Consider the following 26170-nt stretch of genomic DNA (forward strand, 5'->3'; position numbering starts at 1 on the left):
CACCGCAACCCAGCTACGGAGCACCCCGCATGCATGACGACCGCAGCCTCGTGGAAGCCCGCCTGAGGCGTGTCCTCGACGAACGCATCCGACCCGCCGTGTATCCCGAGTCCGTGCCACTCGACGTGGCCGTCTGGCACGCCCCCGACGAACCCGTGCCGGTCGCCGAGGGCCTCGCGGCCGAACCGGAGCCCATCGAGGTGGGCGCCCGGTGGGGTGCTCCCTGGGGCACCAGCTGGTTCCAGGTCACCGGGACCGTGCCCGAGGCGTGGGCCGGCCGGACCGTCGAGGCGATCCTCGACCTCGGTTTCGACGAGAACATGCCCGGCTTCCAGTGCGAGGGCCTGGTCTACCGGCCCGACGGCACGCCGGTGAAGGGGCTCAACCCGCGCAACCAGTGGGTGCGCATCGGCGCCCCGGTCGAGGGCGGTGAGGAGGTGCGCCTGCACATCGAAGGCGCCTCCAACCCGGTCATCCTCGACTACCACCCCTTCCGGCCCACACAGCTCGGCGACAAGGAGACCGCCGGCAGCGAACCGCAGTACACGCTCACGCGCATGGATCTGGCCGTCCTCGACGAGACGGTGTGGCAGCTGGTGATCGACCTGGAGGTGCTCGGCGAGCTGATGGCCGAGCTGCCGGTGGAGTCCGCGCGCCGCTGGGAGATCCTGCGGGCCGTGGAGCGGGCCCTGGACGCGGTCGACCTCCAGGACGTGGGCGGTACGGCGGCCGAGGCCCGTTCCCGGCTCACCGACGTCCTCGCCACCCCGGCGGCCCCGTCCGCGCACCGCATCAGTGCCGTCGGCCATGCGCACATCGACTCGGCGTGGCTGTGGCCGCTGCGCGAGACGGTCCGCAAGGTGGCGCGTACGACGTCCAACATGACCGCGCTGCTCGACGACGAGCCGGACTTCGTGTTCGCCATGTCGCAGGCTCAGCAGTGGGCCTGGGTGAAGGAGCACCGGCCCGAGGTGTGGGCGCGGGTGAAGAAGGCCGTGGCGGACGGGCGGTTCGTGCCGGCCGGCGGGATGTGGGTCGAGTCGGACACCAACATGCCGGGATCCGAGGCGATGGCCCGGCAGTTCGTGCATGGCAAGCGGTTCTTCCTCGACGAGTTCGGCATCGAGAACGACGAGGCCTGGCTGCCCGACACCTTCGGCTTCGCCGCCGGACTGCCGCAGATCATCAAGGCCGCGGGCAGCAAGTACCTGCTGACGCAGAAGATCTCCTGGTCCCGGACCAACAAGTTCCCGCACCACACCTTCACGTGGGAGGGCATCGACGGCACCCGGATCTTCACCCACTTCCCGCCCGTCGACACCTACAACTGCTCCATGAAGGGCAGCGAAATCGCCCACGCGGCCCGCAACTTCAAGGACAAGGGTGTCGCCCGCCACTCCCTCGCCCCCACCGGCTGGGGCGACGGTGGCGGCGGCACCACCCGCGAGATGGTCGCCAAGGCGGCCCGGCTGCGCGACCTCGAAGGCTCGGCGACCGTCGCCTGGGAGACCCCGGCGGACTTCTTCGCCAAGGCGGCGGCCGAGTACCCGAACCCGCCGGTCTGGGTCGGCGAGCTCTACCTCGAACTCCACCGCGCCACCCTCACCAGCCAGGCCAAGACCAAACAGGGCAACCGCCGCAGCGAACACCTTCTGCGCGAGGCCGAGTTGTGGGCGGCCACGGCGGCCGTGCGAACGGGATTCCCTTACCCCTACGAGGACCTGGACCGCATCTGGAAGACGGTGCTGCTGCACCAGTTCCACGACATCCTGCCCGGCTCCTCCATCGCCTGGGTGCACCGCGAGGCCCGCCGTACCTACGAGCGGATCGCCGAAGAGCTGAACCGGATCATCGACGCCGCCCAGCGCGCCCTGGCCGGCGAGGGCACGACACCCGTCGTCTTCAACGCCGCCCCCCATGCCCGCGCCGGAGTCCCGGCGGGCGGCGCGGCCGCGCCCACCACCAAGGGCCGGACCACGCTCGCCGCCCGTCCGGACGGCGGCCACGTCCTGGACAACGGGCTGCTGCGCATCGAGGTCGATGCCCGGGGCCTGGTCGTGTCGGCGTACGACATCCAGGCCGACCGCGAGACGATCGCCCCCGGCCGGGCCGCGAACCTCCTCCAGCTCCACCCCGACTTCCCGAACATGTGGGACGCCTGGGACGTCGACGAGTTCTACCGCAACACGGTCACCGACCTGACCGACGCCGACGAGGTCATCGCCGGTGAGGACGGCGTGTCGGTGCGGATCGTACGGTCCTTCGGCGCGTCGCGCGTCACGCAGGAGCTGTCGCTCGCGCCGGGGGAGCGTCGGCTGGTGGTGGACACGGAGGTGGACTGGCACGAGACGGAGAAGTTCCTCAAGCTCGCCTTCCCGCTCGACGTGCACGCCGAACGGTATGCGTCGGAGACGCAGTTCGGCCACTTCCACCGGCCGACCCACACCAACACCTCATGGGAGGCGGCCAAGTTCGAGGCCTGCAACCACCGCTTCGTCCACCTGGAGGAGCCCGGCTGGGGGGTGGCGATCGTCAACGACTCGACGTACGGCCACGACGTGACCCGCACCGTCCGCACCGACGGCGACGGAGGTACGACGACCACGGTCCGCGCCTCGCTCCTGCGCGCCCCGCGCTTCCCCGACCCCGAGACCGACCAGGGCGTCCACCGCTTCCGGCACGCCCTCGTCCCGGGCGCGGGCATCGGCGACGCGGTCCGCGAGGGCTGGCGGCTGAACCTGCCGGAGCGGCGGATCACCGGCGCGGGGGAGGTCGCGCCGCTGGTCGCGGTCGACCAGGAGGCGGTGGTCGTCACCGCGGTCAAGCTGGCCGACGACGGCAGCGGCGACGTGGTCGTCCGCTTCCACGAGGCCCACGGCGGCCGAGCTCGGGCCACGCTCACCGCGGGCTTCCACGTCACCGGGGTCACGGTCACCGACCTGCTGGAACGCCCGCTGCCGGAGACGGCCACCCCCGCCCGGGACGGCAACGGGATCACCGTACGCCTGCGCCCCTTCGAGCTGATGACCCTGCGGCTGAAGCGGGCCTGACGTCCCTCGCGGGACCGCTCACCGCGCGAGTCGGTCCCGCAGCCACTCCTCCACCTCGCCCACATGCGCGGCCGCCGCCGCCCGGGCCGCCTCCGGATCCCGGGCGGCCAGGGCGCGGTGGATCGCGGCGTGTTCGCGGCGGGTGCGGGTGAAGGCGCCCTCCTCCTGGTAGCCGCGCCAGACGCGGGCGCGGAAGGTGCGGGAGGACAGGCCCTCCAGGATGGCGGCCATGGTGTCGTTGCCGGCAGCTGCCGCGATCTCGCGGTGGAACGCCAGGTCGTGGGCGAGGATCTCCTCGGGGTCGTCCGTGGCGTTCATCGCCGTCAGGTGCTTCTCGACCTCCGCCAGCCGGTCCGGTGTGATGCGCGCCGCCGCCAGGGCCGTCGCTGTCGACTCCAGGATGCGGCGCACCTCCAGCAGCTCCACCAGACGTGGACCGCGGGACAGGTCGGCCACCACACCGAACGTCTCCAGCAGGTCGCCGGCCTCCAGTTGCGTGACGTAGATGCCGGAGCCGTGCCGGGCCTCCAGCACCCCCAGCACCGTCAGCGCGCGGATCGCCTCGCGCATCGAGCTGCGGGAGATGCCGAGCCGGGCCGCCAGATCGCGCTCGGTCGGCAGCCGCTGGCCGGGCTCCAGCCGCCCCTCGGCGATCATCGCCTTGATCTGCTCGATGGCGCGCTGCGTCACGGTGCCCTTCTGCGGGGCTGTCTCGTCCACGCCGTTCCTCCCGTCGCCCGAGGCGCCTGAGGGCGCCTGGTGAGCGGCAGTGTAATCACCAGGTTGGTCGGACCACTGCGGCCGAAACAGCGAGAATCTGCCTCCGCAGGGTGTTGTACCGGCAAAGTGGTCTGATAAATATGCGGGCATCTGCTCGACACGCTCAACGAGGAGCTGCCAGATGCCCGGCACAACAGCGCGGAAGCAGAACAGGTCACGGATGGTCAAGGCGGTGGTTGCGGTCGCCGGCGTCTCGCTCGTGCTCGCCGCGTGCGGCAGTACCAAGGACACCGGCGCCTCCAGCGCCGGAGGAGGCGGCGGTACCGGCAAGGTGGGAGTGATCCTGCCCTTGCTGACCTCGCCGTTCTGGCAGTCGTACAACGACTACGTGCCGAAGACGGCCAAGTCCGAAGGCGTCGACGCGCTCAAGACGGTCAACTCCAACAGCGACCCCTCACAGCAGATCACCGACATCAACAACCAACTCAACCAGGGCGTGAAGGGCCTGGTCGTGGCCCCGCTGGACAGCGCCGCCATCGAGGCCGGCCTCGACCAGGCGGAGCGCAAGGGCGTGCCGGTCGTCGCCGTCGACGTGGCGCCCGACAAGGGCAAGGTCGCGATGGTCGTACGCGCCAACAACGTGGCGTACGGCGAGAAGGCCTGCCAGTACCTCGGCGAGCACATCAGCTCCGGCAAGGTCGTGCAGATCATGGGCGACCTCGCCTCCGTCAACGGCCGCGACCGCTCCGAGGCCTTCCGCGCCTGCGTCAAGAAGAACTTCCCCAAGCTCAAGGTCCTGGAGATCCCGGCCAAGTGGGAGTCCGACACCGCGGCCTCCAAGCTCGACACCCTCCTGAACGCCAACCCTGACATCAAGGGCATCTATATGCAGGCCGGCGGCGTCTACCTCGCGCCGACCCTCCAGACCCTGAAGTCGAAGGGCATGCTGAAGAAGGCCGGGCAGGCCGGTCACATCACGATCGTCTCCAACGACGGCATCCCGCAGGAGTACGACGCCATCCGCAAGGGCGAGATCGACGCGACCGTCTCCCAGCCCGCCGACCTGTACGCCAAGTACGGCATGTACTACATCAAGGCGGCGATGGAGGGTAAGACCTTCGAGCCCGGCCCCACCGACCACGACTCGACCATCGTGAAGCTGCCCAGCGGCATCCTCGAGGACCAGCTGCCCGCCCCGCTGGTCACCAAGGACAACGTCGACGATCCCAAGCTCTGGGGCAACACGGTCAAATGACGACGCCACTCGTCCAGGCGCGGGACATCGTCAAGCGCTACGGCCCCACCACCGCCCTCGCCGACGGACGGCTCACCGTCCTGCCCGGCGAGTCCCACGCCCTCGTCGGCCGCAACGGCGCCGGCAAGTCGACCCTGGTCAACATCCTCACCGGCCTCCAGGCGGCGGACGAGGGCGAGGTCCGCTTCGACGGTCACCCCGCGCCCCCGCCGGCCGACCGCGACGCCTGGCGCCGCAAGGTGGCCTGCGTCTACCAGAAGCCCACCGTCGTCCCCGAGCTGACGGTCGCCGAGAACCTGTTCATCAACCGCCAGCCGCTCCAGCGTGGCTTCATCAGCTGGCGCAAGCTGCGGGCTGAGGCCTCCGACCTCCTCGCCACCTGGGACGTACACGTCGACCCCGAGGCCCGCACCGCCGACCTCAAGGTCGAGGACCGCCAAATGGTCGAGATCGCGAGGGCGTTGAGCTTCGGCGCCCGCTTCATCATCCTCGACGAGCCCACCGCCCAGCTCGACAACCGCGAGATCGAGCGGCTGTTCTCCCGCATGCGGGCACTCCAGGACTCCGGCGTCACCTTCCTGTTCATCTCACACCACCTCCAGGAGGTGTACGAGGTCTGCCAGACCGTCACGGTCCTGCGCGACGCCCGCTGGATCACGACGGCACCGGTCGCCGAACTCTCGCGCCGGGCCCTGGTCGAGGCCATGGCGGGCGAGTCCATCGAGACCATCGCCGAACAGGCCGTGGACCCCAGGGACGTCGACCACGACGCGCCCGTCCTCCTCGAAGCGCGCGGCCTCACCTCACCGTCGTACGAGAACATCGACCTCACCGTCCGCCGCGGCGAGGTCGTCGGACTCGCCGGGATCAGCGGCAGCGGCAAGGTGGAGCTCGCCGAGTCCTTCGCGGGACTGCACACCCCGACCGGCGGTACCGCTCAACTCGGCGGCGATCGGCTGCCGTTCGGCGATGTGCAGGCCGCTCTCAAGGCCGGTGTCGCCTGCGTGCCCCGCGACCGGCACGACCAGGGCCTGGTCGCCGGCATGACCATCGGTGACAACGCCACCATGAGCGTCCTCGACCGGCTCGGCCGCTTCGGCTTCGTCGGCACCGAACGCAAGCGCGGCTTCGCCACCGCCCTCATCGAACGCCTCGACATCCACACCGAGGGCCCCGACCAGCCCGTCTCCGACCTGTCCGGCGGCAACGCGCAGAAGGTCGTGATGGCCCGCGCCCTCGCCTCCGACCCCCGTCTGCTCGTGCTGATCAACCCCACCGCGGGCGTCGACGTGAAGTCCAAGGAGTCCCTGCTCGCCCGCATGGACAGCGCCCGCGAGGACGGCACCGCCGTGCTCGTCGTCTCCGACGAACTCGACGACCTGCGCCGCTGCGACCGCGTCCTCGTCCTGTTCCACGGCCGTGTCGTCGCCGAGCACCCGGCGGGGTGGCGCGACCACGAGCTGATCGCCTCCATCGAAGGAGTGGACCATGGCTGACACCAAAGCCCCACCGGTTACGCCCGTCAAGGTCCCCGATCCCCGTGCGGCCAGGACGGTCCTGCTCCGCCGCGCACGCGAACTCGCCCTCGTTCCCGCCCTGTTGCTCCTCCTGGTGCTCGGTGCGCTGGTCAACGACTCGTTCCTCACCGAGCGCAACCTGATCTCCATCCTCGGCGCCTCCGCCGCGCTGGCGATGGTCGTGCTGGCCGAGTCGCTCGTTCTCATCACCGGCAAGTTCGACCTGTCTCTGGAGTCGGTGGTCGGCATCGCACCCGCCGTCGGAGCGCTCCTCGTCCTGCCCGCCGCGCAGTCCGGCTGGGGCACCGAACTCCCCGCCGCCCTCGCTCTGTCGGCGATCGTCGTCGCGGGAGCGGCCGTCGGTGCCTTCAACGGCATCCTGGTCGTGAAGTTCAAGCTCAACGCGTTCATCGTGACGCTCGCGATGCTGATCGTCCTGCGTGGTCTGCTGGTCGGGGCGACCAAGGGCAAGACGCTGTTCGGGATGCCCGACAGCTTCTACTCCCTCGCCACCACGACCTTCATCGGCATCCCGATGTCGGTGTGGCTCGCGGCGGCGGCCTTCGCGACCGCCGGATTCGTGCTGAGGTACCACCGCATCGGGCGCGCCCTGTACGCCATCGGCGGCAACGCGGACGCCGCCCGCGCGGCCGGTATCCGCGTCGAGCGCGTGATGCTCGGGGTGTTCGTCGTCGCGGGCATGCTCGCGGCCGTCGGCGGGATCATCCAGACGGGCTATGTCGGCGCGATCAGCGCCAACCAGGGCAACAACATGATCTTCACCGTCTTCGCGGCCGCGGTGATCGGCGGCATCAGCCTGGACGGCGGCAAGGGCACCATGTTCGGCGCCCTGACCGGCGTACTCCTCCTCGGTGTCGTCCAGAACCTGCTTACCCTCGCCCAGGTCCCGTCCTTCTGGATCCAGGCCATCTACGGCGGAATCATCCTGGTCGCCCTCATGATCGCCCGCGTGACGACGGGCCGCGCGCAGGACTGACCCCGCGCCTGACTGCCACCGACCGAAAGGCACTCTGTGTCCCCGAGCTCCGCCCGCATCATCGCGGTCGACACCTACGACATCCGCTTCCCCACCTCGCGCGAGCTCGACGGCTCCGACGCGATGAACCCGGACCCCGACTACTCGGCCGCGTACGTCGTCCTGCGCACCGACGCCGGGGACGGGCTGGAGGGGCACGGATTCACCTTCACCATCGGGCGGGGCAACGAGGTCCAGGTCGCCGCGATCGAGGCGCTGCGCGGCCATGTCGTGGGCCGGTCCGTCGACGAGCTGTGCGCCGACCCGGGGACCCTCAACCGCGACCTGATCGGCGACAGCCAACTGCGCTGGCTCGGCCCCGAAAAGGGCGTGATGCACATGGCGCTCGGCGCGGTCATGAACGCCGTGTGGGACCTCGCCGCCAAGTGTGCCGACAAGCCGCTGTGGCGGCTGCTCGCCGACGCCGACCCCGAGTGGATCGTCCGGCAGATCGACTTCCGGTACATCTCCGACGCGCTCACGCCCGAGGAGGCACTGGCCCTCCTGCGCCGGGGCCGGGAGGGCTCGCAGGAGCGCGTCGCCCGGCTCCTGAAGGGCGGCTACCCCGCCTACACCACCTCCGCCGGCTGGCTCGGCTACGACGACGACAAACTCACCCGCCTCGCCGCCGAGGCCGTCGCCGACGGCTTCCGGCAGATCAAGCTGAAGGTCGGAGCGGACCTGGAGGACGACGTACGGCGCTGCCGTGTCGCCCGTTCGGTCGTCGGGCCGGACATCCGCATGGCGATCGACGCCAACCAGCGCTGGGACGTCGACGAGGCGATCCGCTGGACCAAGGCCCTCGCCGAGTTCGACCCGTACTGGATCGAGGAGCCCACCAGCCCCGACGACGTCCTCGGCCACGCGGCCATCCGCAAGGCCGTCGCCCCGGTGAAGGTGGCCACCGGAGAGCACGTGCAGAACCGGGTCGTCTTCAAGCAGCTCCTCCAGGCCGGGGCGATCGACGTCCTGCAGATCGACGCGGCCCGCGTGGGCGGCGTCAACGAGAACCTCGCGATCCTGCTGCTCGCCGCCAAGTTCGGTGTGCCGGTGTGCCCGCACGCGGGCGGCGTCGGACTGTGCGAACTCGTCCAGCACCTGTCGATGTTCGACTACGTGGCGGTCACCGGCACCACCGAGGACCGTGTCATCGAATACGTCGACCATCTGCACGACCACTTCCTCGATCCGGTGGTGATCAGGAAAGGTCACTACACAGCACCCGTCGCGCCGGGCTTCTCGGCTGCCATGCGGCCCGAGTCGATCGCGCGGTACACGTTCCCCGGCGGTACCTTCTGGGCCGCCGACCTCGAGACGCAGAAGAAGGGCCAGGCCGCATGAGCGACTTCGAGGGCCTCAAGGCCCTGGTGACGGGCGGCGCCTCCGGCATCGGCCGGGCCACCGCGGAACTCCTGGCCGAGCGCGGCGCCCAGGTCGCCGTGCTCGACCTCGACCCGTCGTCGGTGGAGAAGCCGCTGCTCGCCTTCCGCGCCGACGTCACCGACGACGCCTCCGTACGCGAGGCCGTGGCGGCCGCGGTCGCCGACCTCGCCGGACTGGACGTGGTGATCAACAATGCCGGCATCGGCGCCCAGGGGACCGTCGAGGACAACGACGACGCCGAGTGGCACCGGGTCCTCGACGTCAACGTCGTCGGCATGGTGCGGGTGGCCCGCGCCGCCCTGCCGCACCTGCGCGCGTCGTCGCACGCGGCGATCGTCAACACCTGCTCCATCGCGGCCACGGCGGGGCTCCCGCAGCGGGCGCTGTACAGCGCGACCAAGGGCGCGGTCCACTCGCTCACCCTCGCCATGGCCGCCGACCACGTCCGCGAGGGCATCCGCGTCAACTGCGTCAACCCCGGCACCGCGGACACCCCCTGGGTCGGCCGTCTGCTGGATGCGGCCGACGATCCGGCGGCCGAACGCGCCGCTCTGGAGGCCCGCCAGCCCACGGGCCGCCTGGTCTCGGCCGCCGAAGTCGCGGGCGCCGTCGCCTACTTGGCGAGCCCCCTCTCCGGGGCCACGACCGGCACCGCCCTCGCCGTCGACGGCGGAATGCAGGGCCTGCGCCTGCGGCCGGTGGGCCGGTGAAACGGCTCGGCAACAGCGGGGTCGAGGTCAGCGAACTGGCCTTCGGCGCCGCCGTCATCGGCAACCTGTACACCGAGGTCGGCGAGCAGCAGGCGTACGAGGCGGTGGACGCCGCCTGGCAGCACGGCATCCGCTACTTCGACACCGCGCCGCACTACGGCCTCGGCCTGTCGGAACGCCGCCTCGGCGCGGCCCTGCGCGAACGCCCCCGCGCGCAGTACACGATCTCGACCAAGGTGGGCCGCCGCCTGGAGCCGTCGGACGGCACCGGCGACGACCTCGGCAACGGCTTCGCCGTCCCCGCCACGCACCGCCGCGTCTGGGACTTCAGCGAGGACGGCGTACGACGCACCCTGGAGGCCAGCCTGGAACGGCTCCGCCTCGACCGCGTCGACATCGCCTACCTCCACGACCCCGACGACCACGCCGAGTGGGCCTTCCGGGAGGGCTACCCGGCGCTGGAGAAGCTCCGCTCGGAGGGAGTCGTCGGCGCGATCGGCGCCGGCATGAACCAGGCGGAGATGCTCACGCGCTTCGTGCACGACACCGACGTCGACGTGGTGCTGTGCGCCGGCCGCTACACGCTGCTCGACCAGGGGGCGCTCACCGAGCTGCTGCCCACCGCCCAGGCACGCGGCACCTCCGTCGTGATCGGCGGGGCCTTCAACTCCGGCCTCCTGGCGGACCCGAAGCCGGGTGCGACGTACAACTACGCCACCGCGTCACCCGAGTTGCTGCACCGCGCCCTGCGGCTGAAGTCCGTCGCAGACCGCCACGGCACCACCCTGCGCGCCGCCGCCCTGGCCTTCTGCACCGCGCACCCGGCGGTCGCGAGCGTCCTCGTCGGCGCCCGCTCGGCGCACGAAGTCGTCGACTGCGCCGAGCAGTTCCACACGTCCGTGCCGGCGGCCTTCTGGCAGGAGCTGCGGGAGACGGGCCTGCTCCCCGCCGAGGAGACGTCATGAGAGTCGCCCTGCACACCAAGGTCCGCCCCGACCGCGTCGCCGAGTACGAGGCCGCCCACCGCGAGGTCCCGAAGGAGCTCACGGACGCCATCCGGGCCGCCGGGGCGACCTCCTGGACGATCTGGCGCAGCGGCACCGACCTCTTCCACGTCCTGGAGTGCGAGGACTACGGCCGCCTGCTCGCCGAGCTGGAGAAACTGCCCGTCAACGTGGCCTGGCAGGCCCGCATGGCCGAGCTGCTCGACGTGGTGCACGACTACTCCGGCGAGGGCGCGGACGCCGGGCTGCCCGTCGTGTGGGAGCTGCCGTGACCGTCGTCGACGCCCACCACCACGTGTGGGACCTGTCGGTGCGGGACCAGGACTGGATCACCGGCCCCGTACTTCAGCCGCTCAGAAGGAACTTCACCGTCGCCGACCTGGCCCCCGAGGCGCGGGCGGCCGGAGTCGACCGTACGGTCCTCGTCCAGACGATCACTGTGCCCGAGGAGACCCCGGAGTTCCTGGCCCTCGCCGCCGAGCACGAGCTGATCGCCGGTGTCGTCGGCTGGACCGACCTCACCCGCCCGGACGTCGCCGAGGAACTGGCCCGGTTGCGGGAGCTGCCCGGAGGGCAGTACCTGAAGGGCATCCGCCACCAGGTCCAGGGCGAGCCCGACCCGGAGTGGCTGCTGCGTGCGGAGGTACGGCGCGGACTGGCCGCCGTCGCGGACACGGGGCTGGTCTACGACCTGGTCGTCCTGCCGAACCAGCTGCCGGCCTGCGTCAAGACGGCCGAGGCGCTGCCGCAGCTCACCTTCGTCCTCGATCACCTGGGCAAGCCGCCCATCGCCTCCGGGGAGCGAGAACCCTGGGAGACCGCCGTCCGCTCTCTGGCCGCCCTCTCCAACACTGTCTGCAAGTTCTCCGGCATGGTCACCGAGGCGGACCTCGCCTCCTGGACGGTCGACGACCTGCGCCCGTACGCCGACGTGGTGCTGGACGCCTTCGGCCCGGACCGGCTGATGTTCGGCTCCGACTGGCCGGTGTGCACTCTGGCGGCGTCGTACGGTCAGGTGTTTGCCACAGCGGAGCAGTTGCTCGGCCCGTTCGATCGCACCCGGGTCTTCGAAGCCACCGCCACCCGCGTCTACGGCCTCTGAGCCACCTCCGCCAGCCGGGTCGGCGGCAGATACTCCCGCACATACGTCCGCTCCCAGCACGCACCCGTCTCCCGCAGCTCCCGCCAGGTGGTGTAGCGGTAACGGAAGAGCCGGGCGCGGACGAACCGCGGGGGCTCGTCGGGCGGGAAGGGCGAGCGGCGCAGCAGCTTCAGCGTGTCCCGGTCGTTCTCCAGCAGCCGCTCCACCAGCGCGCCGAACCACGAGCCGGCGTATGCGGGCGACAGCGCGGCGAACCACATCATCCAGTCCAGCCGCAGATGGTACGGCGCGAACTGGCGCGGCCAGTGCCGGGGATCACCGGGCTTGCCCTTGAACTCGTACTCCCGCCAGTCGGAGTCCTCGTGCGGTACGGCGTCGGCGGTGCCCTCGACCACCACCTCGTACCGCACCCGGCTGACGCTGCCGAACGCGCCGTAGGTGTTCACCAGGTGGAGCGGGTCGAAGGAGCGGTTCATGATCTGGCGGCGGGAGATCATGTTGCGGACCGGCTGGTAGCTGAGGAACGCGATCAGCGCGGCTACCGCGAGGACCACGACCATGTACCAGAGGGGAGCGTCGGGCACCGCCGGCGGGTCGGCCGGGAACTGCACCACGGAGAGGGCCAGCACGATGGTGATCCAGTTCAGCCAGGAGAAGTTGCCCGACAGAACCAGCCACAACTGCGTGACGATCATCAGCGAGGCGGCGGCGGTGGCGACCGGCTGCGGGGTGAACAGCAGAACGGGCACCACGAGCTGGGTGAAGTGGTTGGCGGCCACCTCCACCCGGTGCAGCGGGCGCGGCAGACGGTGGAAGAACCAGCTCAGCGGGCCTGGCATCGGCTGGGTCTCGTGGTGGTAGTCCAGGCATGTCAGCTTCCGCCAGCATTCGTCCCCGCGCAGCTTGATCAGACCCGCGCCGAACTCCACCCGGAACAGGATCCAGCGCAGCAGGAACAGCACCACGATCGGCGGCGCCACCTCGTCGTTGCCGAGGAACACGGCGAGAAAGCCGACCTCCAGCAGCAGGGACTCCCAGCCGAACCCGTACCAGGTCTGGCCCACGTTGACGATCGACAGATACAGCGCCCACGGCACCAGCCACAGCAGCATGCCGCCCCACAACGGCAGCAGCGAGTCCAGGCCGGCCAGCAGCGCCGCCGACACCGCACAGCCCGACCAGGCGCACACCGCGAAGAAACGGTCGGAGTAGTGGAGTTGGAAGAGGCTCGGGGCCCGCTTGAAGGGCACGTACTCGACGAACCGCGGCACCGGCAGCATCCCGCGGGCACCGATCAGCGCCCGGAACTGCAGGGCCGCCGTCAGGAACGCGACCAGGTACACGCCGGCCAGAGCCCGCTGGAAGACCAGCCGGCTCAGCCAGTAGTCGGGTGCGGTGAACCAGTCCACGGGCATGCGCTCCTCTCTTCCATTCTGGCGCCGGTACGTCTGCCCCCGGGCGGGTTCGTCACTCTTTGCATCCGCTCTCTCTGTTTACGTGACCACAGGAGAGTGAAGCAGACATCTTCGGCGGTCCGGCTGATGGCCTCGACGGCTGACCCGGTCGAAGAATCGGTCGAATGCTGGCAAAGTGGGCGCATGGTTGATCGGGGAGCGAGCGCCCTGTCTCTCCCGGACGACTGGCCCGCCCACCCGGACCCGATCCTGGCGCTCAACCAGATGGGCAGCTTCGACTGGGACCTGGACACCGGTCTGTTCCACATGGACCCCCAGGCCCACGAGGTCTTCGACCTGCGCCCCGAGGAATACGACGGCCGCCCGGAGTCCCTGGGCGTCCGGGTCCCGCGCACCGAAGGCCGACGACTCGACACCCTGGTCGCCCAGGCCATCAAGGACGGCAGCGAGAACTACGGCGCCTACTTCCGCCTCCGCCGCCGCGACGGCACCCTGCGCTGGACCCACACCCAGGGCTACATCCGGCGCGACGAGACGGGCCGGCCGCGCCGGATCATCGGCATCGTCCGGGACGCCACCCAGGAGCTCGGCGAGTTCGCGGCGCGCCGCGAACCGGCCGGCCAGGACCACGCCCGGCGCGATCAGACCGACGTCGTGGAGTTCACCACAGCCGCCCTCGCGCACGCCCGTACCGTCCAGGACGTCATCGACGTCCTCAAGGACACCCATGGCGTCACCCACCTCGGCGCGGCCAGTCTGGTCATGGGCCTGGTGGAGGCCGGACGCATCCGGCTGGTCGCCGAGGGACCCGAGGGCAGCTTCGTGCCCGGCACGCTGATCACCCGTATCGACGAGCCCTACCCGATGAGCGAGGTCGTGCGCACCCTCAGTCCCCGCTTCATCGAGTCCCCGGAGGAGTTCGCCGAGGGCTACCCGATCCTGTGGCCGCACATCACCGACCTCGACATCACCTCGGCCGCCTATCTGCCGCTCATCGTCCAGGCCCAGCCCATCGGCGCGATGGGCCTGCTCTACAACGACCGCCGCGGCTTCACCCCCGAGGAACGCAACATCCTGGTCGCGCTCGGCAGCAGCATCGCGCAGAGCCTGCAACGGGCGATGTTCTACGAGCAGGAGAAGGACCTGGCCAGCGGTCTCCAGCAGGCCATGCTGCCGCGCACCATCCCCAGCGTGCGGGGCGCCGACGTCGCGGTCCGCTACCGGGCCGGCGGCGCCGGGGGCTCCCTCGGCCGGGACATCGGCGGCGACTGGTACGACCTGATCCCGCTCCCCGGCGGCCGGGTCGGCGCCGTCATCGGCGACGTCCAGGGCCACGACACACACGCCGCCGCCGTCATGGGCCAGCTGCGCATCGTCCTGCGCGCCTACGCCGCCGAGGGGCACACGCCGGCCACGGTGATGGCGCGCGCCTCCGTCTTCCTCCACGAACTGGACACCGATCGCTTCGCGACCTGCCTGTACGCGGAGGCCGACCTGGCCACCGGCGTGGTCCAGGTGGTCCGGGCCGGCCATATCGACCCGCTGATCCGGGCCCCGGACGGCAGCTGCCGCCGCGTGCCCGTCCCGGGCGGCCTGCCGCTCGGCCTGTCCGCCGAGTTCGGGCGCCTCGAGTACCCCGTCGGCACTGTCGAGCTCGATCCCGGCCACACCCTGCTGCTGTGCACCGACGGCCTGGTCGAAGAGCCCGGCGCCGACCTCGACGACGGCGTGCAGACCCTCACCGCGATGGTTGCCTCCGGTCCCGAGGACGTGTGGAAACTCGCCGACCTGCTCATCGACGTGGCCGAGGAACGCGGCGGCGAGGACGACGTCGCGCTGCTCCTGCTGCGCCGCCGCGGCCTTGACGCCCCCCAGACCGGCGGCCGGCTCCAGCAGCACGTGGCCCCCGGCGACCCGGAGGCCCTCACCGAGGCCCGGCGCATGATCCGCGCCGCGGTCGGCGCCTGGGGTGCCGCCGACCGCTCCGACGAGGTCGAACTCGTCGCCGACGAGCTGATCACCAACGCCCTGATGCACACCGAGGGCGCCGCGATCGTCACCCTGCGGGTCCTGTCCGGCTCCGACCGCCGGCTGCGCGTCGAGGTCGAGGACTCCTCCAGCGCCCTGCCGCGCCGCCGCGAGGCGACCCACTCCTGCGTCTCCGGACGCGGCCTGCTCCTCGTCGAGGTGCTCACGGACGTGTGGGGCGTGGAGGCGCGTGGCGGCGGCAAGTGCGTGTGGGCCGAGTTCGTGGTGCCGGAACGTCGCTGAATCCCCGTGGCACTGTCGGTCCCGGATGGCACTCTGGACGTATGCCGGAACTGCCCGAGGTCGAGGCGCTCAAGGATTTCCTGACCGACCACCTCGTCGGTCACGAGGTCGTGCGCGTGCTGCCGGTCGCGATCAGTGTGCTCAAGACGTACGACCCGCCCCTCGCCGCCGTCGAGGGCCGCGAGATCGCCGCCGTGCACCGGTACGGCAAGTTCCTCGACTGCGAGACGGACGGCGGCCCGCACTTCGTGACCCATCTCGCCCGCGCGGGCTGGCTCCACTGGAAGGACCGCCTCCCGGACGGCCCGCCCCGCCCCGGCAAGGGCCCACTGGCGCTGCGCGTCGCGCTGGAGACCGGTGCCGGCTTCGACCTGACCGAGGCCGGCACCCAGAAACGGCTCGCGGTGTACGTCGTCCGGGACCCGCAGGAGGTGCCCGGCGTGGCCCGGCTCGGCCCGGACCCTCCCCCAGTGCCTTAAGGGCCTGGGGGCACCCCCAGCCGACGACTTCGACGAGGCCCGATTCGCGGCGCTGCTTCAGGGCGAACGCCGACAGCTCAAGGGGGCGCTGCGCGACCAGAGCCTGATCGCCGGCGTCGGCAACGCCTACAGCGACGAGATCCTGCACGCCGCGAAGACGTCCCCGTTCAAGCTCGCCGCCTCCCTGGCACCCGAGGAGACCCGAAGACTGTACGAGGCCCTGCGCACGACGCTCACGGAAGCCGTCGAACGCTCCCGGGGCCTGGCCGCCGGACGCCTCAAGGCCGAGAAGAAGAGCGGCCTGCGCGTCCATGGCCGGACCGGCGAGCCCTGCCCGGTGTGCGGCGGCACGATCCGGGAGGTCTCCTTCAGCGACTCCTCGCTCCAGTACTGCCCCACCTGCCAGACGGGCGGCAAGCCACTGGCGGACCGCAGAATGTCCCGCCTGCTCAAGTAACGGGCGGTTGGGCAGCGCACCCAAGGGGCGCGGGGCTGTGTCGACATGCGGCTCCGCCGCGTGGGCGCGACCAGCCACGACGCACCCGCAGATGGCGTACCGGCGTTCCAGCGGAGCGCTCAGCGAGAGTCGACCGCCACCAGCCGCTCCCCGGTCTTCGTGCGCACCTCGTACCGCGCGATCTGGTCGGGATGCAGGGCCGCCGCGCCCTGCAGAGTGTTCGGGCGGGCGTCATGGTGGGGCGCGGTCCAGTTGGTCACCGTCTCCTCCGAGCCGTCATGGCCGATGGCGACCAGCCGGCAGGCCCGGGGACCCGCCGCATCCTTGACCTCCACCACCACCTGGCTGCCCCAGACCTCGTTCTCGGTCGTGACCTGCGCCCACACCCCGGTGCGCTCGTCGGTCGCCGACACACGCACCGCCCGGTCGCCGCCCTCGGTCATGATTGCGATCCCGGGCCCGGCCACGGCGCACACCACCGCGGCGGCCACGGCGAACAGCAGCCGTCGACGCCCGGCCCGGTGCCGCGCCGCGACCTCGCCGAGAAGCCGGTCCAGCAGCCGCGGGCCGGGTCCGGCCATGGGGTGCACCGAGCGTGGCGTCGCGCGCCGGTAGAGCATCAACTGCCGGGCGGTGGGCCCGAATTCGGTGACGTGTGCGGTGCATCGAGGGCACTCCATGAGGTGGTCCTCGAAACGGAAGGCGTCCGCCTCGTCCAGCACGCCGAGCGCGTACGCGCCGACGTCGCGATGCCTCTCCAGGGACCTCATGCCGAATCCTCGTGATCCTCGTGTCGGTGGGTGTGGGTGGGGTTACTCCTTGCTCCCACCGGTACGCACCAAGCCGCCGAATCACTCAAGCCCCGTACAGAATCGCAACCAAGGAATTCGGAGCGGTCCGGCCCGAGGATTGGTCGGATTCCGAGGAATCCAGAGGAATCTAGAAGAGATGGATGGCGAGGTGCCCCAGTGGCAGCCCCAGCTGCCACGCCGGCGTCCACACCTTCGGCCCGTCGTCCTCGCCCACCACGGCACCGCCGCCCGGGACCGCGTTCAGGTCGGGGGCGAGCAGCTCGGTCTCCTGCAGCCAGCGCCAGGCCGCCTGAGCCAGTTCCAGGTCCGGCGCGGGTCCGCCCGCCCGGGCCGCCTCGGCGGCGAGTTCGGCCGTGCGCTCGCGCACCCAGTCCTGCCACGGCTGGTCGTACGCCGTCAGTGACAGCCAGGTCTCCAGCTGGGAGACGACCCGGATGCCGGAGAGCTCACCCTCCGTGTCGGACAGGAAGATGGTCAGTGCCAGGGCGTCCCGCCCGGCGCGGAACTCGAAGGACGTCGGCGGCATGAGATCGCCGGTCCGCAGCAGTTCGTCGGCGATGTACTCGGCGTACAACCAGGCCATGGGGACGGTCAGTTCACCGCCACCGGTGCCGTCCGTACTCTGGTGACCTCTGTGCTGCATCCCTTCCTGCCTTCCTCCGGTGCGTGCGCGTCGCCCGGCCCCGGGCCGGTGGCCCGTGGCCCTATCCGGAACACGGATGAGGACAGCCGATTACTCAACCGGGGTCCTCAGCAAGGCGCTTTACGGAGGTTTGACTCGGCAGCCGGTTTCACCGCAGGTCGGCCGCGTATCCCGGAAGCACCCGGCGCAGGGCGCGCAGCGCGTAGTACGCGCGGGACTTCACGGTACCGGGCGGGATTCCCAGGGTTGCCGCCGCTTCCGCCACACTGGCCCCCTGGAAGTACACAAGCACCAGGACTTCACGGTGCTCCGGAGTGAGGGTCTTCACAGCCTCGCGTACGTCGACGGTGGCGGCCGACCGCTCGGCGTGGTCGGCGATCACCCGCGCGCTCTCCAGAACCGCGTCGCCGACCTCCGGCGGACGTGCCTGCCGGGCCCGCCGCGCGTCGATCGCGAGCCGTCGGCCCACGGTCAGCAGCCAGGGCCGTACGGACTCGAAGGCGTCGGCGCGCAGCGCCTCGGGGTGCTGCCAGGCGCGTACCAGGGTCTCCTGGACGAGGTCCTCGGCGCGCTGCCGGTCGCCGTCACACAGCCGGAGCAGCAGCGCGAAGAGCGGTCGGCCGTGCTCCCGCTGCAGCGCGGCGAGCTCGTGCTCGGCGGTCGTCCCGTTGGTGATGGTGGTTCCGGCCGTCATGCGCGTATGGGATCGCAGGGTGCGGTTCCGGGACAGGGCGCGCACACGCTGGTGCGGCGGACGGTCGAACGCGTCGGCGAACGGTACGACGAACGGTCCGCAACCGCCGGTCGCGCACACCGGATGGGTTAAAGGGAGCCCTGGGGCTGTTTGGCGCTGTGTTCAACTTCGTACTTATTAGTCCGTAAATGTGACAGCACTGGGGTGAGCTGATGATCGTACGCATCGCACGCAGACGACAGGTGGCCCTGGCTCTGACGGCCCTTCTCGCCGCGGGCGCCACCTGCCAGGCCCAGAACGAGAAGTCCTCCGGCCGGGCCGGCAGCCCGGCCTCCGCCGACTCCAGCGCATTCACCCTCGTCGCGTCCGGCGACGTCCTCCCGCACGCGTCCGTCCTCGACCGGGCGCGCTTCGACGGGGGCGGGGTCGGCCACGACTTCCGGCCCATGCTGTCCGGGGTGGAGCCGGTCGTCTCCCAGGCGGACCTGGCGCTGTGTCACATGGAGGCCGTGTACGGCGTGGGAGGCGCCCACGCCGGTCGGCCGGGCACGTTTCCGCCGGAGATCGCCGGAGGGCTCGCCGCGACCGGCTACGACGGCTGCTCCACCGCCGCCACCCGCGGCACCGCCGAGAGTGCCGAGGCCATCGGGCACACCCTGGACGCCCTCGACCGGGCCGGGGTCCGGCACGCCGGGGCGGCGCGTACCGAGGCCGAGGCGCGCACGGTCACCATCCTGCCCGCGGGCCGGGCGATGGTCGCCCACCTCGCCTACACCAACGGCACCAACGGTCACCCGCTCCCAGGGCGGCCCTGGGCCGTCCACCAGATCGACGAGGGCCGGATCCTCGCCGACGCCCGGGCGGCCCGGCAGGCCGGCGCCGATGTGGTCGTCGTGTCCCTGCACTGGGGCACCGAGTGGCAGGACGAACCGGACCGGCGGCAGCTGAGCCTGGCGGAGACCCTCACCGCCGCCAAGACCCGCGGCCGCCCCGACATCGACCTGATCCTCGGCACCCACGCCCATGTCCCGCAGGCGTACGAAAAGGTCAACGGCACCTGGGTGGTCTACGGGACGGGTGATCAGGTCACCGGCCAGATGCCCGACCGCCAGGGCGTCCCGGACCCCCGGGGCACCCAGTCCACCATCGGCCGCTTCACCTTCACCCCGCCCGCCCGGCCGGGGCAGCGCTGGCAGGTGACGAAGGCCGAGTTCATTCCGCAGCTGTACGACATCGACGCAGGCCGGGTGGTCAACATCAACGCCGCCCTGGCCCAGGGCGCCGACGTCGCCGCCGCGCGTGACCGCATCCAGCAGGTCGTGCTCAGCCGGGGTGCGGCGCAGGACGGTCTGGTGATGGGGGAGTAGCCGGTCAGTTCACGTCGACGTGATCGAACAGCTTCAGCATCTCGCCGAGCACCCGCAGGCACGCCGTCACCTCGGTGTCCGTCAGATCGCCGGCGACCTCCCGCAGGAGGGCGTGCTCGCGGGCGAGGACCGCGGTGATCGCCGTGCGGCCCTCGTCCGTGAGCCGGATCAGGGGCGAGCGCTGGTGCGCCGGGTTGGGGGCGCTCTCCACCAGTCCGCGCGCCGCGGCGTCGTTGACCATCCGCTGCACGAACTGCCGGCTCAGTGCCTGGGCCCGGCCCATCTGCGGCACAGTCATCGGCCCCTGCTTGCCCAGCAGGTCCAGGACGGCCCGTACTCCCACGGACAGCCCTTCGACGGCCTCGCCCTGCTCCACCTTGCGCTGCACGCGCCGGTACAGCGGGCCCACCAGGTCGAACACCGCGGTGAGGCGGTGAGCGAGTTCGTCGGGAGGGAGCGGTCTGTCGATCTCGTTCACGAGGCCATCATGGCACCTCGGTTGTCAAACTGGCCAAGAGATGACACCTTGGTTGTCATGACGACTGCTACGGAACTGAGGTACTTCGCATCTGCTGACGGCGATCTCGCCTACCGCGACACGGGCAGCGGCGACCTGCTGGTCCTGCTCCACTCCGGGTACGCCGACCACCGCGTCTTCGACGCCCAGACGCCGGCCTTCGCCGCCGGCCACCGGGTGATCGCCCCCGACGTACGCGGCCACGGTGCCTCCGCCAACGCGAGCAGGCCGTTCCGCTGGGCCGACGACCTGGCCGCGCTGCTGCGTCACCTCGACGCGGGCCCGGCCGTCCTCGTCGGCGTGTCGATGGGCGGGGGCATCGCCACGGACACCGCGCTGGAGTACCCGGAGCTGGTCCGGGCAGTCGTCGTCTGCGGAGCCGCGACCAGTGAGTTCGCGTACACCGAACCGTGGGGGCGGGAGATCGAGGCCGAGTTCGCCCGCGCCCTGGGTGCCGGGGACATCGACGCCTGGCTGGCGGCGTTCATGCGGGGCGCGGCCGGACCGCACCGCACGGTCGACGAGGTGGACCCGGACATCCTGCGGCGGCTGCGGGAGATGGCCCTCGGCACCATCTCCAAGCACACGGTCGGAGAGCAGAACTGGCACGTCCCCCTCACCGACACCTGGCCCCGCGTGCCGAAGATCGATGTACCGCTGCTCGCCGTGAACGGCGCCCTGGACTCCGCCCAACTGATCGCCGAGGCCGAACGACTCGCGCGCACCGTCCCCGACGGCCGTTCCGTCACCGTCGAAGACGCCGCGCACTACCCGAACATGGAGCGGCCCGACGTCTTCAACGAGATCCTCGCCGAATTCCTGCGCACCCTCTAACGGCCCGCCAGTTCCGACTTCCGGTACGAGTAGCCGAAGTAGATCACCAGGCCGAGCGCGAACCACACGGCGAACCGCGCCCAGGTCTGCCAGGACAGGAACGTGATCAGCCAGATCGAGAAGACGACCCCCACCGCCGGCACCCACGGCATCCACGGCGTACGGAAGGTGCGCGGCAGCTCCGGGTGCCGGTAGCGCAGCACGATCACCGCGGTGCACACCACCGCGAACGCCAACAGGATCCCGATGTTGGTCAGCTCGGCCGCCTCGCCGATGGGGAGGAACCCGGCGATCGCGGCCGACGCCACCCCGACGATCCATGTCACGCGGGTCGGCACGTGCCGCGTGGGGTGCGTCTTCGCGAACCACGGCGGCAGCAGCCCGTCCCGGGACATGGCGAACCACACCCGGGTGACGCCCAGCATGAACGTGAACATGACCGTCAGAATGCCGATGATCGCGCCCACCGCGATCACATCCGCCAGCCCGCTCAGCCCCACCGCCTTGAACGCAGTCGAGAAGCCGCTCTCCGGGTCGATCTCCGTGTAGTTCTGCATGCCGGTCAGTACCAGGCACGCGGCCACGTACAGCACCATCGAGATCGCCAGTGAGTAGATGATCGCCTTCGGCATGTGCCGCTGCGCGTCCTTCGACTCCTCGGCCGCCGTCGACATCGCGTCGTACCCGAACACCGCGAAGAACACGGTCGCCGCGCCGGTGAACGCCCCGCCGATCCCGTACGGGAAGAACGGGTTGTAGTTGGCCGTGTCGATGTGGAACACACCGACCGCGATCACCAGCAGCACCACCAGCACCTTCAGGGCGACCACGACCGTCTCGAAGCGCGCCGCGTTCTTGATGCCGAGGTTCAGCAGATACGCGATGAGCAGGCACAGCAGCGCCGCGAACAGGTCGATCCGGTGCCCGTCGCCGGTGCCGGGCGCGCCCAGCATCCAGTTCGGCAGGTCGGCGCCCATCTCGCCGATGAGGAAGCTGAAGTATCCCGAGATGCCGATCGCGACCACCGCCACGATCGCCGTGTACTCCAGCAGCAGGTCCCAGCCGATGAACCAGCCAGCGAGCTCGCCGAGCACCGCGTAGCCGTACGTGTAGGCGGAACCCGCCTTCGGAATGAGGCCCGCGAACTCGGCGTACGACAGTGCCGCCGCCGCGCTTGCGACGCCCGCGATGAGGAACGAGATGAGCACCGCCGGCCCCGCCGTGCCGTTGGCCACCGTGCCCGCGAGGGTGAAGATGCCCGCGCCGATGATGCCACCGACGCCGATCGCGGTCAGTTGCCACAGACCGAGGGATCGTTCGAGCTGGGTGCCCTCGACGACTTCCGTCTCCTCGATGTGCTCAATGGGTTTGCGGCGGAGAATTCCCTCACCCATTCGGAGCCTGGCCATACGCCTCACCTCTTCGCGATAGGCAACCGGCTGACCGCGGATCATGATGGCTCAGCCACGTCCTCGAAGGAAGACGCCACGCACGCCCTACGGCACCACGGTCACCGGCCAGCGTCCCGCTTTCACCAGCTTCACCGCCACCGAGCCGACGAAGCGGTGACCGGCCTGCTCGGAGGCGCCCACCACGACCGCGTCCGCCTTCAGTTCGTCCGCCGCCTTGACCAGGCCGTTGTAGGGATCGCCACGGAAGGTGTGAAACTCCCAGCGCAGCTCGAATATCCCCTTCAGCCGCTCGGTGGCCTCCCGGATCTCCGTCACCAGGTTCTCGGCGATCGCGTCGGTCGTCGCCGCGACCGGCGCCCCGAGTGCCGCGCCGGCCGCCATGACCGGCTGGACGTACACGATGGCGAGCAGGGCCTTCTGCCTGCGGGCCAGGCCCGCGGCGTACGCCGTCGCCCGCATCGAGGTGTCCGAGCCGTCGACGCCGACCAGGATGACCTTGGGGCCGTCCGTGCCGCGCTCGAACTGGTGCGAGTGCTGTTCCGTCACGGCTCGAGGCTATCGGAAGCCGCAGGTCCGGACGCCGGGCGGGAAGCGACGGGCGCCGCGGACGGAGTGTCATGGGCCGCACGGGTGTTTCCTGCCGCCGCTGCGGTGTTGCTGAGATGCGCCGGGCGTGGGCCGGGCGACTGATGAGTCATGAAGAAGGATCAGATGCTCACGCGGCGCAGGGTGGTGCTGGGCGGCGCAGCCGCACTGGGCACGGCCGGAACGGCCGGTCTGCTTGCCCTGGGCACCGACAGCGACCCGGTCACACCGCTTGCCGCCCCCGCGGCGGGTCCTCCGGCGCGCCGCCCGCTCAAGCCCTCCGCCTACCGCCTCCAGCCCCTCGCCGGATACGGCCCCCCGGCCGCCTCCGGCGGGACCCCGGTACGCAGTGAACCCCTCCTGCGGGTGACCGGAATCGGCCGCACCATGGTGCTGACCTTCGACGACGGTCCCGACCCGCACTACACCCCGGACATCCTGAGCACCCTGCGGGCCTACGACGTCCGCGCCATGTTCTTCGTGTGCGGGGAGATGGTCGTCCACAACAAGGACCTGCTCGCCGAGATGGCCGAAGAGGGGCACGTCGTCGGCAACCACACCTGGTCCCACCCCCTGCTGACCGGGCTGACCCGTGGTCGGATCCGCTCCGAGATGGAGCGCACCAGCGAGATCATCGAGGAGGCGTACGGTGAGCGGCCCCGCTGGTTCCGTGCCCCCTATGGCGCCTGGAACCGGGCGGTGTTCCAGTTCGGCGCCGAACTGGGCATGGAACCCCTCGGCTGGACCGTCGACTCCCTCGACTGGATCGAGCCCGGCACCCGCACCATTGTCGACCGGGTGCGAAACGGCGCCGGCCCTGGCGTCGTGGTGCTCTCGCACGACTCCGGGGGAGACCGCTCGCAGAGCGTGCGGGCGCTGCGCGACTATCTGCCGCAGCTGCTGGACGCCGGGTACCACATCACCGTGCCGCGTCGGTACCAGGTGTGAGGGGCGAGCGCCCGCACCGTCGGGGCCCGGTCAGCGGACCTCGATCATGCGGGCGAAGGCGACCACGTTCCCGTCGTAGCCGTTCTGCTCGGAGAAACCGCCGCCGCAGGTGATGACCCGCAGTTCGGGCGTGCCCTTGGAACCGTAGACCCGGTCGCCGGGGAAGTTGTTCTTCTCGAACACCTCGATGCTGTAGATCTCGAAAACGGCGGTCCTTCTGTCCTGCCGGCTCACCTCCACCCGATTCCCCCGCTTCAGCGTCCCGAGACCGTAGAACACGGCGGGCCCCTGGTGGTTGTCGACATGGCCGACGATCACCGCGGTGCCCTTTTCACCGGGGGAGACGGCACCGGTGAACCAGCCCGCCAGATTGGCGTTCGCGGGCGGCGGCGCATCGACCCAGCCGGCCGAGTCCAGACCGACGGGCATCATGGGCGCGTTGACCTGGATGGCGGGAATCCGGACCCGGTCCGGCACGGAGTAGGGCAGCGGGGACGGGGCATTCGTGAAGGTGTCCGGGACGGTGCGGGTGTCCGAGGCCGCCGCCGACGCGGGCTGCGGCGGACCCACGTTGAACTCCCCCGAGCCGTTCCGGATGAGCGCGAGACCGGTCAGCAGGACCAGCGCTATCACGCCCCATGGGGCACGCTTCCTCGGCCGCACCTCCTCTTCGGCCGGCCCGAACTCGGAAACATACATTCGCCATCCCCTCTCGACGCGGCCGTCGCCACGTCATTTCGCGCATAGGAGAACGCTAAGTCCAGCGCGAGTCACAGGCGACGGGGCGGATACGAACGGGTGGCCCTGCGCGGCTTCCCGGTGCGCCATCCGAGTCGCCGCGAACAGGAATTTTTCGACGGCGCGTGACCTGCGGCAATATCCGATTGTGTGGTTTTCGTCCGGCGTGTCGCCTCACCAGGACGGACCATTGCCGAAATGCGGGCGCGTCCCCGGCAACTGAGGGTCTGTCTGGGAGACGCTTTCTCGCCGATCGACCGGGGACGGGTCCCGGGGCGTCTTCCGCGGAGGAAGACATGCGAACTCTACGTGCACTGGCGGCCTCTGCGGCTGCCGTCGCCGCCCTCGGGCTCGCCGCTCCCGCGGCCGTAGCCTGGGAAGACCCGAACGGCGGCGGGAACGGCGGCGGCTTTGGTGGGAACGGCGGCAACGGGGGCGACAACGGCAACGGCGGCGGCTTCGGGGGCAATGGCAACGGTAACGGCGGCGGCAACGGCGGCGGCTTCGGGGGGAACGGCAACGGGAACGGTGGCGGATTCGGGGGCAACGGGAACGGGAACGGGAACGGCTTCGGCGGTAATGGCGGCAATGGTGGCCATGGTGGGGGTGACGGCGGCGGCTTCGGCGGGAACGGCGGTAATGGTGGGGGTAATGGCGGCGGCTTCGGCGGTAACGGCGGGAACGGTCGGGGGAACGGCGGCGGAAACGCAGGCGGGAACGGCGGCGGCATCGGAGGCGGCAACGCCGGCGGCAACGGCCTCGTCTCCCCGAGGAACATCGTCGCCCTGCCCGGCGTGATCTCCCGAGGCGGCCAGCTGGCCGTCACGGTCAACGACTGCCCCAACGGCGGCACCATCACGTCCCCTGCCTTCCCGACGACCAGGCTGCCGATCAACAGCGTCGGCGGGGCGTTGAGGGCCACCGCGATCATCAACAGCAACGCCCGCCCCGGAAGGTACGACATCACCGTCAACTGCTCCGGCCGGGTCCTGACCCGCCCGGGCGCCTTCACCGTCCTCGGCGGTGTCCGCGGAGGCATCGGCGGCAGCAGCAGCGTCGGGGCGACGCCGACCGACATGGCCATCGGCGGCGGCATGGTGGCCTCGGCCGTCCTCGGCAGCGGGCTGCTCTGGGTGCGCCGCCGCTCGGAGCAGCAGAACTGAGGCCGGGTCGGCCCTCAGGCCTCTCACGTGCAAGGCCTTCGCCACGTATCCCGACGTC

23 protein-coding genes and 1 pseudogene are annotated in these 26170 nt (G+C 70.8%); 15 read left to right on the forward strand and 9 right to left on the reverse strand.

Annotated features, from left to right (window positions below):
- Positions 1 to 29: 29 nt before the first annotated feature.
- On the forward strand, positions 30 to 3050 hold the full coding sequence (locus tag StrepF001_RS37520; protein WP_129802641.1) for a glycoside hydrolase family 38 C-terminal domain-containing protein: 3021 nt from the start codon (positions 30 to 32) through the stop codon (positions 3048 to 3050).
- Between the two features lie 18 nt (positions 3051 to 3068).
- Here the strand turns inward: StrepF001_RS37520 and StrepF001_RS37525 are convergent, their stop codons facing one another.
- Positions 3069 to 3770 (reverse strand): FCD domain-containing protein, encoded by a 702-nt coding sequence (locus StrepF001_RS37525; protein WP_129802642.1) that lies wholly within the window; start codon positions 3768 to 3770, stop codon positions 3069 to 3071.
- 181 nt (positions 3771 to 3951) lie between these two features.
- Between StrepF001_RS37525 and StrepF001_RS37530 the strand changes: the two genes are divergently transcribed.
- The 8 genes from StrepF001_RS37530 to StrepF001_RS37565 are packed head-to-tail and all read left to right on the forward strand — an operon-like array spanning position 3952 to position 11777.
- Entirely contained in the window at positions 3952 to 5025 is a 1074-nt protein-coding gene (locus StrepF001_RS37530) for a sugar ABC transporter substrate-binding protein (protein WP_129802643.1), read from the forward strand.
- Entirely contained in the window at positions 5022 to 6521 is a 1500-nt protein-coding gene (locus StrepF001_RS37535) for a sugar ABC transporter ATP-binding protein (RefSeq protein WP_129802644.1), read from the forward strand. The genes StrepF001_RS37530 and StrepF001_RS37535 overlap by 4 nt, the downstream gene beginning before the upstream one ends.
- Complete coding sequence (locus StrepF001_RS37540; protein WP_129802645.1) at positions 6514 to 7539, forward strand: ABC transporter permease; 1026 nt, start codon at positions 6514 to 6516, stop codon at positions 7537 to 7539. The genes StrepF001_RS37535 and StrepF001_RS37540 overlap by 8 nt, the downstream gene beginning before the upstream one ends.
- 36 nt (positions 7540 to 7575) lie before the next feature.
- Complete coding sequence (locus tag StrepF001_RS37545) at positions 7576 to 8919, forward strand: L-fuconate dehydratase (protein ID WP_129802646.1); 1344 nt, start codon at positions 7576 to 7578, stop codon at positions 8917 to 8919.
- Entirely contained in the window at positions 8916 to 9671 is a 756-nt protein-coding gene (locus StrepF001_RS37550) for an SDR family oxidoreductase (protein ID WP_129802647.1), read from the forward strand. The genes StrepF001_RS37545 and StrepF001_RS37550 overlap by 4 nt, the downstream gene beginning before the upstream one ends.
- Positions 9668 to 10636: an aldo/keto reductase gene (locus StrepF001_RS37555; protein ID WP_129802648.1), complete on the forward strand. Its 969-nt coding sequence runs from the start codon at positions 9668 to 9670 to the stop codon at positions 10634 to 10636. The genes StrepF001_RS37550 and StrepF001_RS37555 overlap by 4 nt, the downstream gene beginning before the upstream one ends.
- On the forward strand, positions 10633 to 10947 hold the full coding sequence (locus StrepF001_RS37560) for an L-rhamnose mutarotase (RefSeq protein ID WP_129802649.1): 315 nt from the start codon (positions 10633 to 10635) through the stop codon (positions 10945 to 10947). Before StrepF001_RS37555 ends, StrepF001_RS37560 begins: the two co-directional genes overlap by 4 nt.
- Entirely contained in the window at positions 10944 to 11777 is an 834-nt protein-coding gene (locus StrepF001_RS37565; RefSeq protein ID WP_129802650.1) for an amidohydrolase family protein, read from the forward strand. The genes StrepF001_RS37560 and StrepF001_RS37565 overlap by 4 nt, the downstream gene beginning before the upstream one ends.
- Here the strand turns inward: StrepF001_RS37565 and StrepF001_RS37570 are convergent.
- Complete coding sequence (locus tag StrepF001_RS37570; RefSeq protein ID WP_129802651.1) at positions 11765 to 13186, reverse strand: lipase maturation factor family protein; 1422 nt, start codon at positions 13184 to 13186, stop codon at positions 11765 to 11767. The two genes, StrepF001_RS37565 and StrepF001_RS37570, sit on opposite strands and share 13 nt — an antisense overlap.
- A 189-nt stretch (positions 13187 to 13375) precedes the next feature.
- Here StrepF001_RS37570 and StrepF001_RS37575 point away from each other — a divergent pair, with 189 nt between their 5' ends.
- Positions 13376 to 15463, forward strand: coding sequence for a SpoIIE family protein phosphatase (locus tag StrepF001_RS37575; RefSeq protein WP_129802652.1), 2088 nt, complete (start codon positions 13376 to 13378; stop codon positions 15461 to 15463).
- Positions 15464 to 15504: 41 nt separating this feature from the next.
- Positions 15505 to 16399, forward strand: a pseudogene (locus tag StrepF001_RS37580) (DNA-formamidopyrimidine glycosylase family protein).
- 119 nt (positions 16400 to 16518) lie between these two features.
- Here the strand turns inward: StrepF001_RS37580 and StrepF001_RS37585 are convergent.
- The 3 genes from StrepF001_RS37585 to StrepF001_RS37595 form a co-directional block, all read right to left on the reverse strand.
- The gene (locus StrepF001_RS37585) at positions 16519 to 17169 is read right to left on the reverse strand and encodes a zf-HC2 domain-containing protein (RefSeq protein WP_129802653.1); all 651 of its coding nucleotides are present in this window, start codon (positions 17167 to 17169) and stop codon (positions 16519 to 16521) included.
- A gap of 169 nt (positions 17170 to 17338) precedes the next feature.
- Positions 17339 to 17854, reverse strand: coding sequence for a hypothetical protein (locus StrepF001_RS37590; RefSeq protein WP_129802654.1), 516 nt, complete (start codon positions 17852 to 17854; stop codon positions 17339 to 17341).
- A gap of 148 nt (positions 17855 to 18002) precedes the next feature.
- Positions 18003 to 18548, reverse strand: a complete 546-nt coding sequence (locus StrepF001_RS37595; RefSeq protein WP_129802655.1) for a sigma-70 family RNA polymerase sigma factor — start codon at positions 18546 to 18548, stop codon at positions 18003 to 18005.
- A 212-nt stretch (positions 18549 to 18760) separates the two neighbouring features.
- Between StrepF001_RS37595 and StrepF001_RS37600 the strand changes: the two genes are divergently transcribed.
- The gene (locus tag StrepF001_RS37600) at positions 18761 to 19915 is read left to right on the forward strand and encodes a CapA family protein (RefSeq protein ID WP_129802656.1); all 1155 of its coding nucleotides are present in this window, start codon (positions 18761 to 18763) and stop codon (positions 19913 to 19915) included.
- Between the two features lie 4 nt (positions 19916 to 19919).
- On the opposite strand, the gene StrepF001_RS37605 is transcribed toward StrepF001_RS37600, so the two are convergent.
- Positions 19920 to 20393, reverse strand: a complete 474-nt coding sequence (locus StrepF001_RS37605) for a MarR family transcriptional regulator (protein WP_129802657.1) — start codon at positions 20391 to 20393, stop codon at positions 19920 to 19922.
- Between the two features lie 57 nt (positions 20394 to 20450).
- Between StrepF001_RS37605 and StrepF001_RS37610 the strand changes: the two genes are divergently transcribed.
- Positions 20451 to 21266 (forward strand): alpha/beta hydrolase, encoded by an 816-nt coding sequence (locus tag StrepF001_RS37610; protein ID WP_129802658.1) that lies wholly within the window; start codon positions 20451 to 20453, stop codon positions 21264 to 21266.
- On the opposite strand, the gene StrepF001_RS37615 is transcribed toward StrepF001_RS37610, so the two are convergent.
- Together StrepF001_RS37615 and StrepF001_RS37620 are read right to left on the reverse strand one after the other, a co-directional pair.
- The gene (locus StrepF001_RS37615) at positions 21263 to 22675 is read right to left on the reverse strand and encodes an amino acid permease (protein ID WP_129802659.1); all 1413 of its coding nucleotides are present in this window, start codon (positions 22673 to 22675) and stop codon (positions 21263 to 21265) included. The two genes, StrepF001_RS37610 and StrepF001_RS37615, sit on opposite strands and share 4 nt — an antisense overlap.
- Before the next feature lie 87 nt (positions 22676 to 22762).
- Complete coding sequence (locus StrepF001_RS37620; RefSeq protein WP_129802660.1) at positions 22763 to 23224, reverse strand: universal stress protein; 462 nt, start codon at positions 23222 to 23224, stop codon at positions 22763 to 22765.
- Positions 23225 to 23374: 150 nt separating this feature from the next.
- Here StrepF001_RS37620 and StrepF001_RS37625 point away from each other — a divergent pair, with 150 nt between their 5' ends.
- Positions 23375 to 24211, forward strand: coding sequence for a polysaccharide deacetylase family protein (locus StrepF001_RS37625; RefSeq protein WP_129802661.1), 837 nt, complete (start codon positions 23375 to 23377; stop codon positions 24209 to 24211).
- A gap of 30 nt (positions 24212 to 24241) precedes the next feature.
- Here StrepF001_RS37625 and StrepF001_RS37630 read toward each other — a convergent pair whose 3' ends face one another.
- A complete protein-coding gene (locus StrepF001_RS37630) occupies positions 24242 to 24910 on the reverse strand; it encodes a class F sortase (RefSeq protein ID WP_129802662.1) in 669 nt (222 codons plus the stop codon).
- Between the two features lie 335 nt (positions 24911 to 25245).
- Here StrepF001_RS37630 and StrepF001_RS37635 point away from each other — a divergent pair, with 335 nt between their 5' ends.
- Positions 25246 to 26112: a hypothetical protein gene (locus tag StrepF001_RS37635; RefSeq protein ID WP_129802696.1), complete on the forward strand. Its 867-nt coding sequence runs from the start codon at positions 25246 to 25248 to the stop codon at positions 26110 to 26112.
- Positions 26113 to 26170 lie beyond the last annotated feature (58 nt).

Source organism: Streptomyces sp. F001, from assembly GCF_004187715.1.
Classification (GTDB): Bacteria; Actinomycetota; Actinomycetes; order Streptomycetales; family Streptomycetaceae; genus Streptomyces; species Streptomyces flavusporus.